Origin of the sequence: Radiobacillus sp. PE A8.2 (assembly GCF_045635475.1) — a bacterium.
Classification (GTDB): Bacteria; Bacillota; Bacilli; order Bacillales; family Amphibacillaceae; genus JBJGXI01.
Genome location: NZ_JBJGXI010000001.1, coordinates 293,968 through 311,974, shown reverse-complemented (window position 1 = coordinate 311,974; position 18,007 = coordinate 293,968). Strand labels below are relative to the sequence as shown.

The 18,007-nt window shown below is 39.1% G+C and carries 12 protein-coding genes; 2 read left to right on the top strand and 10 right to left on the bottom strand.

What is annotated here, in order from left to right; all coding sequences use genetic code 11:
- Nucleotides 1-799 precede the first annotated feature (799 nt).
- Nucleotides 800-3,862 (bottom strand): hypothetical protein, encoded by a 3,063-nt coding sequence (locus ACI6MV_RS01225; RefSeq protein ID WP_407267961.1) that lies wholly within the window; start codon nt 3,860-3,862, stop codon nt 800-802.
- A gap of 1,141 nt (nt 3,863-5,003) precedes the next feature.
- On the opposite strand from ACI6MV_RS01225, the gene ACI6MV_RS01220 reads away from it, so the two are divergent.
- The gene (locus ACI6MV_RS01220; RefSeq protein WP_407267960.1) at nt 5,004-6,020 is read left to right on the top strand and encodes a Gfo/Idh/MocA family oxidoreductase; all 1,017 of its coding nucleotides are present in this window, start codon (nt 5,004-5,006) and stop codon (nt 6,018-6,020) included.
- Between the two features lie 252 nt (nt 6,021-6,272).
- A complete protein-coding gene (locus tag ACI6MV_RS01215; protein WP_407267959.1) occupies nt 6,273-6,938 on the top strand; it encodes a histidine phosphatase family protein in 666 nt (221 codons plus the stop codon).
- 425 nt (nt 6,939-7,363) lie between these two features.
- On the opposite strand, the gene cysC is transcribed toward ACI6MV_RS01215, so the two are convergent.
- The 9 genes from cysC to ACI6MV_RS01170 form a co-directional block, all read right to left on the bottom strand.
- On the bottom strand, nt 7,364-7,966 hold the full coding sequence (gene cysC, locus ACI6MV_RS01210) for an adenylyl-sulfate kinase (protein WP_407267958.1): 603 nt from the start codon (nt 7,964-7,966) through the stop codon (nt 7,364-7,366).
- A gap of 18 nt (nt 7,967-7,984) precedes the next feature.
- Entirely contained in the window at nt 7,985-8,134 is a 150-nt protein-coding gene (locus ACI6MV_RS01205) for an anion permease (RefSeq protein WP_407267977.1), read from the bottom strand.
- Between the two features lie 36 nt (nt 8,135-8,170).
- On the bottom strand, nt 8,171-8,470 hold the full coding sequence (locus ACI6MV_RS01200) for an SLC13 family permease (RefSeq protein ID WP_407267957.1): 300 nt from the start codon (nt 8,468-8,470) through the stop codon (nt 8,171-8,173).
- Nucleotides 8,471-8,479: 9 nt separating this feature from the next.
- Nucleotides 8,480-9,628 (bottom strand): sulfate adenylyltransferase, encoded by a 1,149-nt coding sequence (gene sat / locus ACI6MV_RS01195; RefSeq protein ID WP_407267956.1) that lies wholly within the window; start codon nt 9,626-9,628, stop codon nt 8,480-8,482.
- 1,308 nt (nt 9,629-10,936) lie between these two features.
- A complete protein-coding gene (locus tag ACI6MV_RS01190; protein WP_407267955.1) occupies nt 10,937-12,706 on the bottom strand; it encodes a glycoside hydrolase family 2 protein in 1,770 nt (589 codons plus the stop codon).
- 536 nt (nt 12,707-13,242) lie between these two features.
- The gene (locus ACI6MV_RS01185) at nt 13,243-13,542 is read right to left on the bottom strand and encodes a hypothetical protein (protein ID WP_407267954.1); all 300 of its coding nucleotides are present in this window, start codon (nt 13,540-13,542) and stop codon (nt 13,243-13,245) included.
- Nucleotides 13,543-14,112: 570 nt separating this feature from the next.
- A complete protein-coding gene (locus ACI6MV_RS01180) occupies nt 14,113-15,186 on the bottom strand; it encodes a Gfo/Idh/MocA family protein (protein ID WP_407267953.1) in 1,074 nt (357 codons plus the stop codon).
- Nucleotides 15,187-15,338: 152 nt separating this feature from the next.
- Nucleotides 15,339-16,496: a Gfo/Idh/MocA family protein gene (locus ACI6MV_RS01175; protein ID WP_407267952.1), complete on the bottom strand. Its 1,158-nt coding sequence runs from the start codon at nt 16,494-16,496 to the stop codon at nt 15,339-15,341.
- A gap of 166 nt (nt 16,497-16,662) precedes the next feature.
- Complete coding sequence (locus ACI6MV_RS01170) at nt 16,663-17,985, bottom strand: sulfatase family protein (protein ID WP_407267951.1); 1,323 nt, start codon at nt 17,983-17,985, stop codon at nt 16,663-16,665.
- Between the last annotated feature and the right edge of the window lie 22 nt (nt 17,986-18,007).

The window sequence follows — 18,007 nt, the reverse complement described above, 5'->3', positions numbered from 1 at the left end:
GTGCCTGTCACTTCCCGATTTTTGTCAAAAGATGTCGCTCGGGTTCGAGGTCCACACACTTGCACCATCACCATTCTCAACAAACAAACTGCTCAAACTTCCTTGGACATTCCACATACTTACTCATTAAGATGCTTGTATTTAGTACAGGGAAATCAGTTGTGTAAAGATAATTCCGATAGTCGCTCCAACAGTTAGCTTCAGCTTTGTTTACTATTCTCGTTCCCATCAGATTCCGGTAAATATAGCGACTTACTTAAATCATGCCTCGCTTTGCATCAATGCCCCCGTCATAATACCGTTTCTTAAAGGATTGCCAGTAATTAAGTTTTTACAACTATAATCATTGCCATACCGTTTGTTTAGGAGGGCCATTCGAGTCCAACGGCCACATAATGAAAACATCGAGTAGTGACAGTGCATCACACCAGAATCACTGCCAAAAAACGGGACACAAGAACTTTCCGTCCCCACTGGTCCATATTTCCATGTTACACCTGATCGATTATAATTTACAATGAATTCTCTAAAAGTGCGAGTCTGTCCTTAGTATCCGGGTATAATATTAGAAAAGCCGCGTGGCGGTAACCACACGGCGATTGTAACTACAACCCGCATTAACCACGTTTGTAGCTATACTTACATTTATTAGTTTTTCTATCATGGAAAAATCATCAATATGGTCTATGATATGATCCCCGTAACCCCGTAAATTGTACTTTTAAAATGTACAATTACTCTTCCTTGTCCAGAGTCACACCCTAACCGACACAATGTGACAAACTTCGGGAAGTGACACCTAATACGGTAAACTACAGCCGTTATAATTAACATTAAGTCGTTCGTTTACATCAAAGGCTGATTTTCCATCGACATCATTAAGTCCATTAACAATTGCACCGTGAGGGAATTCCCCAGTTTGAGGATTCCATAATGGTGTATTTGTTAAATTACCGTCATCATAACGATACAAAATATTCGCACCAATGTCTGCACCGTTTTGACCAGCTCCACTCATGTTTGAGCTTTCTGGAACGAATACAACACATTGGCCGTACTCTAATCCAATACCACTCGGATCAGCTGAACTGTTATGACGTAAATTACCGGAACCATCACTAATTGATTCGTTAACACCTGTACCATTGTTATTCCAGAAATTCGAATGGTGAATTCTCCAGTTCAAGTTGGAGCCACTTGTACTGATTACTTCCGCATCGTTATCTAAGAATAAGGAGTTACTAAAGTCATACGAGCATCCGCCAATTTCCTGACAGGATGGCCAAATCGTGTTTCCAGCTACTTGACGTTGACCGTTAATATTAATGACACCAGATCCACTATAGGCTGGGATGTTAATTGCAGTTAAATTTTTAACTGTCAGACCATCAATTGCTCGGGAGGAAACACCTCTTCTTTCCCCATCAATAATTAAATAATTTTCAGCGTACAGATTTTTCGCTGGTTGACCTGCTGAATTATCTGGATTATTGGTTCTAATACGCGTTTGCCCGAAGCCACCTGTGCGATTATCATTCATTGAAATGGAACCGAGTAGCTTGTTATTACGAGCAGAAAGATTTCCTAAATTAGTACGGAAACCGGAAATACCAAGGGTAAAGCCTTCATTCTTATTTTCACTGATCGTGTTTTCAATAATCGAATTAGAGGTGTAATAGAATGTTACTGCTGCATCCCCACCATCTTGAGAGATGCCGTGTGAAGTGTATCCTCCACTAATATCTGAATGTCCTCGTGAGTTGATATAATTTCTGGACACTGTAACATATTCAGAGCGATATCCTTCAATTCCGTTTCGGTGGAAATAGTAAAGCTCGGATTCCTGAATTTTCACATGGTCTGATAAAGAAAATGTGATCAGACCACCATTTAAATAACGATTGTTGTGATCGGCAATCACGCGGTCAACCAATACATGATCAGATCTTTTCACTTCAATTGCTGACCCTGCACCGGAGGCACTGCTGTTATCCTTTGAGCTTACATGCACTCCACTAACATTCCAGTTTGAACAATCATAGATTCGTAATGGAACCTCAGATCCGTCTCCTTTAATCCAAGCTTGACGTTCGTTGACAGCTCTTATCGTAATTGGATCTCCGCTATCTCCATCGACGACGCCATTATTACCACAGCTTGCGTAAAGGTGCCCTGAGTTCGATTTTGTAAAGGTACCGTTCACTAAACCTAACGTATCACCTGGCTGAAGCTGTGACAGGGCATAGTCAAATGTATCCCAAGCATTACTTTGAGATGTTCCAGAATTATTGTTGTTACCATTCGGTGCAATATAGTAATCCGGTTCTGGAGGGTCATAACCATCATCTATCACACCACCGCCAGGGTCATCACCAAGATTACCGCCACCAGCAATTTCCAAACTTACATCATCCCACAAGACGGCACCCGATGTTCCCCACATCGTTAAATTGACCTGAACGGTTGCTGTTCCTGGTGGGGCTTCCGAGGTAGTTCCACTGATTTCTTCCCAACCGTGCGATCCACTAGTGCCATCAAAATCCTCGTAACTTATTTCATTGCCACTGGCATCCTCAAACTTCACGCGAATGTATGGATCGGTCCCTACCTGATACGTATTATGCCATGCCGATACGTTGAAAGTGGTTCCTGGTAATGCATCAACCTGTTGTGCAAAAAGCTGACCACTGTCGTTATTCTGGTCATGGAGTTTACCTGCCCAGTCCCCTTGATAGGAAGTTGAAGATCTGCTGATCGTACCACCAGTTCCATACGTGAAACAACTCCAGTGTTCAGCACATCCATCGTTATCGTTGTCTACTTCAAAACCACCATAAAGTAGGTTTCCACCGCTCACAACTTTCAACCTAGCATCATCCCACAAGACGGTGCCTGATGTTTCCCACATCGTAAGGTTCACCTGGACGATCACTGTACCTGCTGGGGCAGCTGAAGTAGTTCCTCTAATTTTCTCCCAGCCATGTGTGCCACTGGTGCCAAGAAAATCTTCATGACTTATTTCATCCCCGTTAGCATCCTTAAAAACCACGCGAATATATGGTACCTCACTTACTTGATCGGTATGATGCCATGCCGATACTTCATATGTCGCACCAGGTGTTCCTGCAACCTTCTGTGCAAGAAGCTGACCATTATCGGTATCCTGGTCACTCAATTTCCCTGACCAATCCCCAAGATATCCATTTGTATCTCTACCGGTTGATCCGCCAGTTCCATAAGTATGACAGCTCCAATATTGTGGACAACCACCATCGTCTGCTTCAAAGCCACCGTAAATCAAATTACTTCCACTAACAATTGTCAGCTTCACATCATCCCACAAGACGGTGCCTGATGTTTCCCACATCGTTAGATTCACTTGGATTGTTGCTGTTCCAGGCGGGGCAGGCGAGGTAGTTCCACTAATTTCTTCCCATCCATGTGTGCCACTGGTGCCATACAAATCTTCATGACTTATTTCATCCCCGTTAGCATCCTCATACTTCACACGAATATATGGCTTCGTACTCAATTGATTCGTATTATGCCATGCCGATACCTCAAATATCGTACCTGGCGATGCCGAAACTTCCTGAGCAAAAAGCTGACCGCTATCATTATTCTGGTCACTTAATTTCCCAGACCAATTCCCTTCATACGAATTTGAACCTCTACTAGTTGTTCCACCAGTTCCATAGGTGTGACAGCTCCAATATTGTGGACAACCACCATCGTCCGCTTCAAAGCCACCATTTAAAAGATTGGTTGCAGCATTGACAACCGTAGTTTTCTCTGAGGTACTCAGCACAGTGATAATAATAATGCTTAGCATAACAGCTACGACAAATACTCCCTTTTTCACCGCATTACTCCTCTCATTTTTTTGTTCAAAAAACACTAAACACTCAATACGAAACCGCTTACTTACCTCCTTTAATACTCAAATTGTAGTCACTTTTGTTGAAATGAAAAATATCTTGACTACAACATTAAATATGTATATGTAATGCGATCTCTTTTATATCTAATATGTAGATTTTTATGTCATATTGGGAGGGTGCCTGTCACTTCCCGAATATTGTCAAAAGATGTCGTTCTCCACACACTTGCACCATCAGCATTCTCACCAAACTCCAGAAAATATTTTACACATCTGTATGATTCCACAGCGCGAGGCTGACCTATGGGATTTTTAATTTTGTTTAGGTTTGATTTGATTAGATCTGCGAAATGCTTGGAAAACACGATAAAAATCAGTGGGATTAAGATCCCTTTGTATGTAACTTGTTTATTAGGGAGAATTGGCTATTAGTCTGCACGGATGGGTTCTGTGATATTTTGGACGTTAAATTTTTTGCTAAGTCGAATTCACTTCTCGGCTAAAATTTAATACTTTCCAAATGTGTTAAAAAGCCGCGTGGCGGTAACCACACGGCGATTGTAACTACAACCCGCATAACCATGTTTGTAGTTATACTTACATTTATTAGTTTTTCTATCATGGAAAAATCATCAATATGGTCTATGATATGATCCCCGTAACCCCGTAAATTGTACTTTTAAAATGTACAATTACTCTTACTTGTCCAGAGTCATACCCTAACCGACAAATTATGAAAAACTTCGGGAAGTGAAACCAGCATAGATCCAAGACGTAGCCAATACTTTTTTCGTAATCGACATACCGTTTGAGGCATTTCTTTGGAGATTGGTTTTATTGGGTGCGCATTTACAGATGAAAATATTTCGTAGTCAAGCGGTAGGATGCTAGTTCAAATGAGGCTTTTTTTTTACTTTGGAGGATATGGATAAAAACCTGCAAACCACAACACAGCCATAACCCCAAAAGACACATTCAACATATTAACTTCTCCCCAATCGATATGCAAACATCACGAAAGTAACCACAAGCACTCAAATAAAGCCGTGTTATAATAGAAGACAGCGAAACAGTCCACGCATTTCTATGCACAAACCTAAGAATTAACGGAGGGAATTACAAGATGTTAACGATCGCTTATATTGGTAACGGAAAGAGTACCAATCGATACCATATTCCATTTTCAACTAAGAATAAGAATATTCGTATTAAAACAATTTTTTCCCGTAGCAACAACTATGATTGGGAAAAATTAGAGAATGTGACTTATGTAAATAATATTAATGACGTATGGAATGATTCGGAAATTCAGCTAGTTGTCGTGAGTACATCTTCAGAGAGCCATTATGAATTAGCATTAGAGGCGCTAAACCACAACAAAAATGTGCTTGTAGAAAAGCCATTCACTGAAACAGCTGCACAAGCGCGCGCATTATTTGATTTAGCAAAAGCAAAGGGCCTGTTTATTCAATGTTACCAAAATAGACGTTTTGACTCAGATTTTCTAACGGTTCAGAAAGTAATTAATAGTGGTGTTTTAGGAGATGTTTTTGAAGTTGAGATGCATTTTGATTATTATCGCCCCGAGACTCCCGAACACACACATCACTTTTCTCGGATTAATAGTTATTTGTACGGTCATGGTTGTCATACAGTCGATCAAGTTCTTTCCTATTTTGGAAATCCTAGCAAAGTTGATTATGATGTTCGCCAGCTGCTAGGAAACAATCGAATGAATGATTACTTTGATTTGGACTTTTATTATGAAGAGAGCTTGAAGGTTTCTGTTAAATCAAGTTTTTTCCGCTTAAAAGAGCGCCCGAGTTTTGTGGTTTATGGTAAAAAGGGAGTGTTTGTTAAGCAAACCAAAGACCGACAAGAAGAGCACTTAAAATTATTTTATATGCCAACAAATACAGATTTCGGGATAGACCTTCCAGAACATTATGGTGTATTAACATATATTGACGAAGATGGTGGATATCATGAAGAGAAAGTTGTTTCAGAAATTGGCGATTACAGCAGAATATATGAGGGAATTTATCAAACTATCATCCATGGTAAAGACAAAATTGTAAAAGATGAGGAAACAATTCGTCAGATAGAAATATTAGAAGAAGGTATTAGTCATCTAGAATGAAAGTGAGAAATTTGAGTTTAGAAAAAATCTACTGTCCAATTTTCCGAGTATTTTGATCGGTTTGATAGCTCCACTGGATGGAAAATTTTCGTTGTTTGGAATAGAGGTTAGCGCAACAACTATTTATACTTCGATTTCAGCAGTATTATTTTGGTAATTGATGAGCTACTTAGGAGAAATAAACCTAACGAAAATTAGTTCGTAAATTTAAATGTTAAAATGAACAGCAACCATTATTTGGAGGTAATCAAATTGGAACTTATTTTAGTTCGTCACGGTGAATCTCTTCACAACATCAATGCTTCTACTTCGTGGGATAGTAAGCTGTCTACTAACGGAAGAGAACAGGCTATTTTAGCAGCAGCGGAGTTAAAAGATGAAAAAATAGATGAATTTTGGTGTAGTCCTATGCATAGAGCGTTGGAAACGGCAAATATCATTGCGGACAATCGAAATACACCTATTAAAGCTTTAATTAATCTATCGGAACATGGTTATGGATGGGAAGAAGTAGGCTTAAGTCGCTCTTGTATCATCGCTGATTTTCCTAGGATTGAACTACCAATAGAAGTTGATGTTGATGGATGGGCTAGGCATTATAAGCAAGAAAGTAAAGTGGAATTATATAATCGCACGAAAGTGATATCAGAACAGATCATTCAGGTTGCTTCCAAACGAAAAATAAAAACGCTCTTAGTAGTGACGCATGGAAAATCAGGTACAGAACTGTTAAAGCAGTTGTTGCATATTCCTGAAGAATCAAGGCTTTATTTTCATATGGCTAATTGTGGCATAACAAGATTATTCTTAGATACAGAAAATAATACGACAAATGTAATTTGTGTTAACTATATACAACATTTGAATCATAGTGTTAAAGTAAATCATCTATCAAGGAGAATACCTAAATATCAATAATAGTGCTATTAAAATATTTCTTGGCCGGGCTTACGGTATCGGATCTATCTACCATTGCTGGTAAGTCAAAACAATTGATAAAAATGGAGATTTAAGCAATACGGTGTTGTGAAGACTGATGGGAAAAGACCAATTATTTATTCTATAGATGAAGCATATGTTGAAGAGCCTATATCTTTATCGTAATATCCTAGAACTAAGTATGACAATTGTAAATGCTCTCCCTACACGTGCAAATCGATTCGACTGTTCACGCTCCGCGACCGACACTATGTATAAGATCTGTAACAACAATGATAGATTCAAAGATCAATTAAATGCAAGCCCCCCCCTTTGATTAGCAATCTAAGGGGGCTATACGGTTTCCACAGAAAATACTTTTCTCACCAAAGGCAGTGTTTCATTCTTCGTCTTGAAGGGTGCTTTCACAAAATATACCCTTCCACCTTCAAATACTCAACAATCACTGCTACGGATTCTTCGACTGTCTCCTTATCAGTTTTCACGGTTACTTCAGGGTTGACCGGCTCTTCGTAAGGATCGTCAATACCAGTAAAGCCTTTAATCTCACCTGCACGTGCTTTTTTGTACAAGCCTTTTGGATCACGTTCTTCGGCTGCTTCTAGGCTACACTTGACATAGACTTCTACGAATTCACCTGCTTCTAACATCTGACGCACGTTATAACGGTCTTTTGAATACGGAGAAATAAACGCACTAAGTGTAACCACACCGGCGTCGACCATTAGCTTTGATACTTCTCCCACACGGCGGATATTCTCTGTGCGGTCCTTTGCACTAAATCCTAAATTATTGTTCAAGCCGTGTCGGACATTATCTCCATCCAAACGGTACGTGTGAATGCCCATGTTGTGCAATTGTTTTTCTAATTCTGCTGATATGGTTGATTTGCCTGAGCCGGATAAACCTGTGAACCATAATACGGCACTTTTATGACCTTTCATTTGTTGGCGTTCAGCCTTTGTTACCTTAGAGTCATGCCATTGGATATTGGTTGATTTTGTCATCATTTTTACCTCCTCGTCTCAGTACCACCATAGATAGGTAATCGTAACTGTCATCACCATCACGATGATATTTAGTGGTGTTCCTACTTTAATATAATCTTTAAATTTATACCCACCAGGTCCATAGACAATCTGGTTCGTTTGATATCCGATTGGGGTGATATAAATTGCCGAAGGTGTGGTTGATAAAAGGAAAAGAGTCTTTTACGAATAGTTCAGATATATATTCACGGGATCGTAATGGGTATCCCTCAATTGATCAATTAAGCCACTGTTTTGCACCGCCCCAGCTACGATAAACAACAAAGCAATCGTCAACATCCCTTGGTTTGAAAAGCCTTGCACCGCTTCTTCTGCCGTTAAGATTCCCGTTATTAAAAAGATAATTAATACGGCAAAGATAATCATATCAGGTCGAGCTACTTCTAAGAGTAGCCCGACTAACATATCAATATCCATCAGTGAGACAAACGCCATTTCCCATGTCAACGGAACATCATCCATTCCTAGTAATTAGTCTTGCATGCCTCTGATTAACACTTCTGCAACTTCTGGACGAGAAAATTCTTTCGGCGGCTTTTGTCCATTACGTAGCATTTCACGAACCTTTGTACCACTTAAATGCACATGGAATTGTTTATCGTGCGGGCATGTTTTTGCCGATCCCATGTTGCCACATTCCGTACAAAAGAAAGCATGTTCAAATTTGAAGAATTGAATGCCTAACTCATCTTCAAATTGAGTGACAAATTCTTGTGCCTCGTACGTGCCATAATAATCACCAACACCAGCGTGATCTCGACCAACAATAAAGTGGGTACAGCCATAGTTTTTACGTACGATTGCATGTAGGATCGCTTCTTTTGGTCCAGCATAGCGCATCGCAGCCGGGTAGATGACTAGTCTTGTGCGGTCAGCCGGATAGTAGTGTTTCAGAATTACTTGATAGCTTTCCATACGAACTTCTGCAGAGATATCATCTGATTTCGTTTCACCTACCAATGGGTTTAACAACAAACCATCAACAGCCTCAAGCGCGCATTTTTGAATGTATTCATGGGCACGATGGACTGGATTTCTAGTTTGGAAACCTACAATTGTTTTCCAACCAAGATCTGCAAACATCTGACGTGTCTCAGCAGGATCCATGTAGAAATCGGCGAAATCACTATGATCTGGACGGTTTAATAGCGTGATCGGGCCAGCTAGATATACATCGCCACGTTCGTATAACTTTTGAACACCAGCATGTGCTTCGTCGGTTGTTCCGTATACTTTTTCTGCTTCAAGTTTTTTATCATAATTGTATTTTTCTTCGACTTGTAGCGTACCGTAAACAACACCATCTTCGCCTTGAAGCGCAATCGTTTCACCAACCTGGTACTGATTTGCTTGTTCTATCGTAACCGCCAGTGTAATCGGAATACTCCAAACCGTACCATCCGCCAAACGCGTGTTATGTACAACACCTTCATAATCCGCTTGACTCATAAATCCAGTAAGTGGGCTAAAACCACCAATCCCGATAAGCTCTAAATCAGAAATTGCCCATGCGGATAGTTGTAGTGATTTTAATGATTCTGCTTGGCTAACAGCTGTCTCTCTTTCTTTTCCTTTTACCTCTCTGTTTACGAGTACGCCGCCATGTGGTTTGATTAACATAGAAAATCCTCCCTTATAAAAGTTTTTAGTATAACTGTTCTTCAATTCAATCGTGCTGTTTTCATTTTATGTCCTTTTTTCATATGTGTTCGTGAAAATCGCTATTTAGCAATACATATTGAAAGCGGAGAAATATCAGATATCACGACATCGACTTGACGCCCTAACATAAATTCTCTCCGCTTGCATTCTATTATCTCTATCCCCATTTAATTCTAGATATTTACGTTCAACGCGCAAGTAATTTTTTCAAAGTTCATCGTAAATGAGTAACAAAAGTTAACTTCTGATTCAATGTTCATAAAGATGTCATCTTTTGGTGTGTGGAGCGTTTCGATCTGGAGATGTACGTGGTTCGTCATGAGGCAATAAGTATGAAGAATAAACGATTTATATGTCATCGCCTCTTCCAACAGATAAAGATTTCCCAATCTGTCCGAATGATCATGAAACAATGAAATACGCGAAACCTCCGACTCGTTATAAAATCTAGCATCCGGATACCATATCCCTTTTTCCTAGTGTAAACGGTAAAATAAACTCAACAGTTTACCTCAAATAAGCTTACTTTCTATATACTAGATTATAGTCTATGGGTAGCGAGGAACAGGTTAATTAATTGAATACGTAAAATTGTCTGTTTAGAGAAATCTTTCATATTTAACATATTCAAAATGTTCTTTCTGAGAGCGAATTAAGTGCAACTGCACAGCACAGGTCTGTTATCCTGAATTATGAATTAATTTATGTTCATATTGGTTAATTGTTTATATTTCTACAAACACATACAAATGTCGCCAATTATTGCCCGGGACATAATATTGTCGTCTAATGTTTTTTTATAGTTGTTAACCTGAATCGTTCATGAGACATACGTGATTGTCCGGCATAATGAAAACGCATACAAAAAGGACGCGACTAATTAATCACCACTTTTACTATATGGTGGTTAAATTAAATATAACGGGATTCTGGACAAACGCCAACCTTTCTTCACTAATTGAGTAGGATGCATCCACCATGACTAATGACTTCTTTTAATAAAACTCAACAAATTGAATCACGTACTATGTAGGATATATGTTATCCTCTGTTATTTCATTAGGCATAGCCAGAATAGCTGATATAATAATATCGCATTCCAACAGATTAAAAACTCCTAGCAATTCAATTCCAGCATACTCCCCCTTGTATCAAACAGTGATGAATTCGACACATTATAAAAGAAACCAGATAGTAACAGTCAACCACCCACAGCATCAAACACGAAAAGGAGAGTATCCTGAAGGACTCTCTCCTTTTTCCATTTTATCTTTTACTCTCATTTACCTTCTTGATTTCGCTAAGATCACATTTTGGTTTTCTATCATAGGTTAGAAGTCCATTGATTTCTTGCTCCACATCAGTTAATTGCGTATAGCAGAAGCCTTGAACAACATCCGATTGCAACAATGCTTCTGTTTGTGCTTTATATCTTTCTATTAAACCTTCACTAGAATTAACCGAAGAATAACCCCAACCATCTTCTTGATCTTCATGATCTTTATCAAACGCTATTCCACCATATTCAGTGATAATAATTGGTTCTCCATGATATGCAAAGCCGTTCGCATAAATCGGTCTGTCAGCTGGTGTAGTTGAAACCGCAGATTCTACCGACTCATACGCTTTTTTCATAGCCTCGGCGGAGGTATAATTATGGATACCACATATGTCAGAAACAGTGTGCTCCCATCCTTCATTCGAGAATACTGGACGAGTCGTATCCAAAGATTTAGTTAAATAATACATACCAAGCGAATGATCTTGTTGTTGCTTTTCATGCGCCACTCTTGAAATACCCCAACTTTCGTTAAGCGGAACCCAGGCAACAATGCTAGGATGGCTGTAATCTCGTTTAACTGCTTCCATCCATTCGGTAGTTATTCGTTGAACAGCACCTTCACTATATTCCGAACAGTTAGCCATTTCACCCCAAACGAGAAAACCTAATTTATCAGCCCAATACAGATATCTAGGATCTTCTACTTTTTGGTGTTTTCTTGCACCGTTAAATCCCATTTCTTTAGCTAATTCGATATCACGCTTATGGTCTTCGTCCGATGGTGCGGTTAACAAAGCCCCTGGGAAATAGCCTTGATCAAGCACTAACTTTTGATAATACGTACGATTATTTAACTTAAACTTTCCGTCTTCGATGGAAACTTTGCGCATACCAAAATAAGTTTTCACTTTGTCCATGACATGATTCGAATCTATCAATTCAAGTTCTACATCAAATAGGTTAGGATTTTCAGGAGTCCAATACCAACCAGGACCATGGATATTACTGCGATCAGTAAAACGATTACGTAAATTAAAGCTTCTTTTCACATAGGATTCATATACTGCAGTCGTATCTGACACGATTTCCATACCGTTAAACGAAATAGATACTTTCAGTGCCAATCCCTCTTTTATTTCACCCAATATCTCTGTTTCTAAATCGATATCACCGCGATCAATCTGAGGGGTCCAGCGAATAAAATCAATTCGTTTTTGTTCCACTGGTTCTAGCCAAACTGTTTGCCAAATCCCTGTAGTTCTTGTATAGAAAATGGACGCTGACTTTTCATGCCAATATTGCTTGCCACGAGGGATTGTCACATCTTCAGATGGATCCTCCACACGGACAACCAATTCATTTTCGCCATTTATTAAGAAATGAGTTATGTTTGTAGTAAATGGGGTATTACCACCTTCGTGAAAGGTAACTTGTTCCCCGTTGACATACACCCATGCACGATAATCTACTGCACCAAAATTCAATAGAATATCTTTTCCCTTCCAATCAGCAGGTACGAAAAAAGTTCTTCGATACCATACGAGATCATGGAACGTCGGATCTCCAATTCCACTCATATCAGCTTGGTAGGCAAATGGCACATTAATCTTCTTTTGTGCTGGAAAAGATTGATACCATTTTTCTTTTAAGCCTCGTTTTTCATCATCAAAAGCAAAATCCCAACTACCATTTAAATTCAACCACTTTTCACGCTCAAACTGTGGCCTCGGATATTCTTTATTTAGATTAGCCATGTTGAATCCCCCCGCTGTTATTTAATTCCAGTTTGTGTAATACCTTTAATTAATTGTTTTTGTCCGATTAGAATGACAACCAAAATCGATACAGTTGCAAGCGTTGTTAGTGCCATCAATTTTCCATAGGAAGAACCTCATTTAAATAGTTAGCCTACCTTAAGCGTTTCAACTATATAGGTGTGTGTCTAATGGCAAATATATGTGGCGGTGTAATAACAAAAGACCAAAATAGCGGGATTGAGCTGCGAGTACACCGAGGTTTCCACGCCAAATTTCATCTCATTCCTTACGCATCTTCCACATGCTCACAGTATAACATTCCATCATGATGCTTGTATTTACTTCAGTTAAACCTATTGTGGACAGGTAATACCGTTAGTTACTCCAACGAAAATCTTCAGCCTTGTTTGCCATTTTTGCTTACGAGCTTCTACTTTCTACAATATCTAATCGACAAATCATTAAAAACTTCGGGAATTGACAGCCTGTATGCCTTAATTATAGGTACCCAACCTGAGCTGGGTACCTGTAGTTTATCCTCGAACCGGTCCCAATAAATACTCTAAGGGCTCATTTCCTAGGTCGTTAAATACATACTTTCGAACTTCACCATCAATAGTAGCTGTGATCAGTCCCATAACTTGGCCTTCATTTTTCTGAAAAGTCATGGGCAGTTCTTCGAAGAACTCTGATTCGAATTGTGATTCTATGAAGTTTTGATTGTTAAGATGGATCGTCCTTATGAAATTCAAGATGTTAAACTTAATCTGATCTTCAAGACTTAGTTCTCCAGCTGTAAGCATCTTCATTACTGCTGCTTCGAAATACTTCATATGTACACACCTTTCAAAATCTTTAGCGGTATATTTTTACAGCCGAATTTTTTTCCTATCTTATCCTCAATCACTCTGTAATTTTCGTGCTTAATTTTATCCCACTCGGTCTTCTTATAATCAATCGCCTTTAGCCTAATATTTATTCAATCAGGATCGTACTCCCTAATATTCCATTTGCCAAAGGGAAAAATAATGATGGCTTTGTAGTTTATGGCGGTGGCTGGGGCCACGGTGTTTGCCTATTCCAAACAGTGCAGTAGGAATGGCTGGAATAGGCTATACTGTTGATAAATTCTAAAACACTATTATCAAGGAATTGATCTAGAAGTAAGATACTTGTTTCTGGTATTCCATGCTTCTTAAAACACACATATAGTTGTCAGGAAAGAGGAACTTATCCATAGGGATAGGTTCCTCTTTCCTGACAACTAGTATTTGAATAAAATACTAGTAAATTAGAGGTTGTTACGTTAGATGATGTATTTAGAAACTACACACTAGTACATAAAGGGATTAGAAATAAGTTACTTAGCAATGTTTTTCTCTAATTAGTTCGACTTCGATTATCTACTCTACCCTCAAAGCCTGTTCCTGGGCAATTAAACAAAGCTCTGCTGCTTTAAATGCATGCTTTTGTGTCATCGCATTTTCTGTGCGATGAATACAATCTAACACCAGCTCACCAAAAAAAGGAAAACCTACCTCTCCATTTAGGTGAAAATGTTGTTCACCTTGTTGATTAACTAAGTAAAGGTGATCCTTGCTACTATCTCTTGCAATATCTGTATATTTTCTTATTTCTATATACCCTTCCGTCCCTAGAATAAAAGTTCTTCCATCTCCCCAAGTACTTAGGCCATCAGGGGTAAACCAATCTACTCTAAAAAATTGTGTAGCCCCGTTATCTCCAATTAACGTTGCATCACCATAATCTTCAAGCTCAGGATAGTTTTTATTATTATAATTGGCAACTTTACTTGATTGAACAGTTGCGTCCTTTGAATTGGTATAATACAAGAATTGTTCAATTTGATGGCTACCTATATCACACAAAATTCCTCCGTAATATTCTTTTTCAAAAAACCAATCCGGTCGCTTGTTTGCTGATAATCGATGTGGTCCAAAACCAGTCACTTGCAAAACACGCCCTATTGCACCTTCATCAATTAACTGACCTGCAAAAACAGCACTTTCCACGTGCAGTCGCTCACTATAATAAACCATATATTTTTTACCAGTTTCCCGCACCTTCTGCTTTGCAAGTTCTAATTGCTCAAGCGTAGTAAAAGGTGCTTTGTCCGTGAAATAGTCTTTGCCATTGTCCATGACTTTTATTCCCAGCTCACAGCGCTTAGAAGGAATTGCCGCACCTGCGACCAAACAAACATCTGAGTCCGTTAAGACTTCCTGCTCAGAGGAAGCTATTTGAGCCCTCGGAAACCGCTTTTTAAATGCTTCTACTTTTTTTGGATCCGGGTCATACACCCACTTCAGCTCTGCACCAGCTTCCAATAATCCATTACACATGCCGTTAATATGTCCATGATCTAGTGCCATTGCAGCAAAAACAAATTCGCCTTTATTGACGACTTTGTTAACTTTACCTTTAGGAACATAGTTCATACCATCTTTAGAACTCATATTAGATATTCCTTTCTAGTTTAGTAAGTTTCATAATATTGATTTTTAGCTATTCACATCCACTTTCGAGGTAGATTCATCAGGCCACCAGCAATATGTGACTGCAAATAACTTTGAAAGATAATTATGCATGCTATTGACTCAATACAAGTCTAATGTGTTCCCTCTACATTAAACGTAACATGCTTAACTTCTTTCTTTCTCGAGGAAGCGATTCTTTCTTCTAAGTGGGTATAATATAAATCTTCTTCAAAAGGAAAGTCTACCCAGTCATCCATCCAAGTTGACAATTGCATCGCATTAGAGAGTGTTAATCCTTTAATGCCTTCTTCACCTGGAGTTAAAAGTTCTGTTCCTTTTAATATAGCATCAATAAAATTTTGGGTAATTCCGCGATGACCTGTTTCCTCCCCTTTAATTGGGATATCTACTTTCCAGCATTCTGGGGAACCAAAGCCTCCCTTATATTCACGGTTAAATTCAGGTTCTGGTATGCGTAACTGCCAAAAATCCAATTTCCCATTCTCAACCACTACTTTTCCGCGGTCACCGGCAATTTCTAGACGATTGGTTCCTGGCGCTTCTCCTGTTGTTGTTATAAATACGCCAGTAGCTCCATTCTCATATTCTGCAAATGCCGTAACATCGTCTTCTACCTCTATGTTCCTGTGCTTACCAAAATAACAAAAAGCACGCATACGAGTTGGCATCATACCAGTCATCCATTGCCATAGATCAAGCTGGTGAGGACATTGATTTATAAGCACGCCACCACCTTCTCCTGCCCAAGTAGCACGCCAGCCACCAGAATCATAATAACTTTGGGAGCGATACCAATTAGTAATAAGCCAATTGATTCGACGGATCTCACCTAACTCACCTGACTGTATAAGCTCTCGTAGCTTTTGATAAAGTGGGTTAGTACGTTGGTTATACATAATGGAAAATACTTTATCACTAGCTGTAGCAGCTTTATTCATTTCACGGACTTGCTTCGTGTACACACCAGCTGGCTTTTCAATTAAAACATGTAAGCCATGTTCAAATGCCTTTATAGCTATCCTAGAGTGGTCATAATGCGGCGTAGCAATAAGTACCGCATCCACCAAATTAGATTGAAAGAAATCTGCTTCAGTAGTAAAGATGCTCATCCCGTCAGCCAAATTGGCTTTTACCCGTTCTACTCGTTCCTCACTTATATCCAATACAGCTGTTAATCGAGCGCCTTTAATTTTATTTTCCTGCAAATACTTTAAATGAGAAATCCCCATATTTCCGATACCAATAATTCCAACTCTTACTTCCTGCATTTATCCAAACCGCCCCTTCGAATGTACTACCTCAACTCTATACTAAAAGAGTTAGATGTTTTTTGCTGTCATCTCTTTAACCAAAATCCGTTACTTATTTATACGTGATTGCCTTCTTATCATGTATTCGCACTAGTTTATTTATCCTTATAGTTACAAAACAACTTTATTCAAAATTCTTCTCAGTGGGACTTATACAGCTTAGTTTATTTGCCTTAGCTCCGATTGGCTTTGGCACTTTGCCCTCGGATAATAGTGGATCAGCTGTTTCTTCCATCCAATTATTCAATCGGCTTGATAAATCTGCATAGACTTTTTTATAACTTTGATTCTCCACAAGATTTACTCGCTCTACAGGATCCAGATAGTGATCGAACAGCATTTCTTTTTCCCTGCTTTGCTGGAGGTATTGGTGTTCCAATAAAAAATCTTTACTCAAAGAGTCATCCATATTTGCAGGCACATAACGATCATGATTGTCGAAAAATTTTATGAGCTTATACCTTTCTGTTCTAACGCAGCGCATTGGCTCATATGCCGCGTGATAAGTAACCTCACTAAAGATTTCATTTCGTACCCTATCCGTTTCTCTATTCAACAACGCCTGCAACGAATACCCCTGTAGCCATGCTGGTTGTTCAAGGTCAAGTAAGTCACAAATAGTTGGATAGAGGTCGATTTGAGAGACTAGGGTATCTAGCGCTTCACCTTTTCGTTTATTACCAGGATACTTTAAAATTAAGGATACACCGATACCGGTATCATAAAGATTACATTTCATGTTAGCAAAAGCAATTCCATGATCGGTTGTAAAAATGACTAACGTGTCCGCTTCATGCCCAGACTCTTTTAGTGCCTGCATGACCATTCCGACACATTGGTCTACTACACTAACCGAGGTCATATAACCAGCCATATCTTTGCGATTTTGTTCGTTATCATAAAATGGGAAAGGAGGCATGACGTAATTAGGGTCGACCTCATCACTAATCTCTGGAAAAATCCGATGTGTATTTTGTAACCCCAAGGATAGAAAAAACTGTTTATCCTTTTCACTTTTTATATAATCTGCCACAAGCTGTGCATTCGTTATATCTTCGGTTACAGAATCTACACGCCTGTTCTTCTCATTCGAATCAATATCTTTTAAGATGTGATGGTACCCAATCGTTTTTGGATTTCGGGCCTCATGTTGTACTCCGCATAAAACGCTTTCAAACCCATTCTGATTTAAATACTGAACCAAGTGTTGACTATAGTCGTTTAACTGGAAGCCACGATGGGCAAGTCCGATCATCCCACAACTATGTGGTGCCATTCCCGTCAGCATCGCTGATCGACTTGGTGAACAAGTTGGGGCGGCACTATATGCATGTCTAAAGAGTGTTCCTTCTTTAGCTAGTTCCATTAGATTAGGTGTTGGCATGTTATAGCCATAAGGTTGAATATATCTCCCTGTATCATGGGTATGGATATATAACACATTCATAACAAGACATCCTTTCCACGTT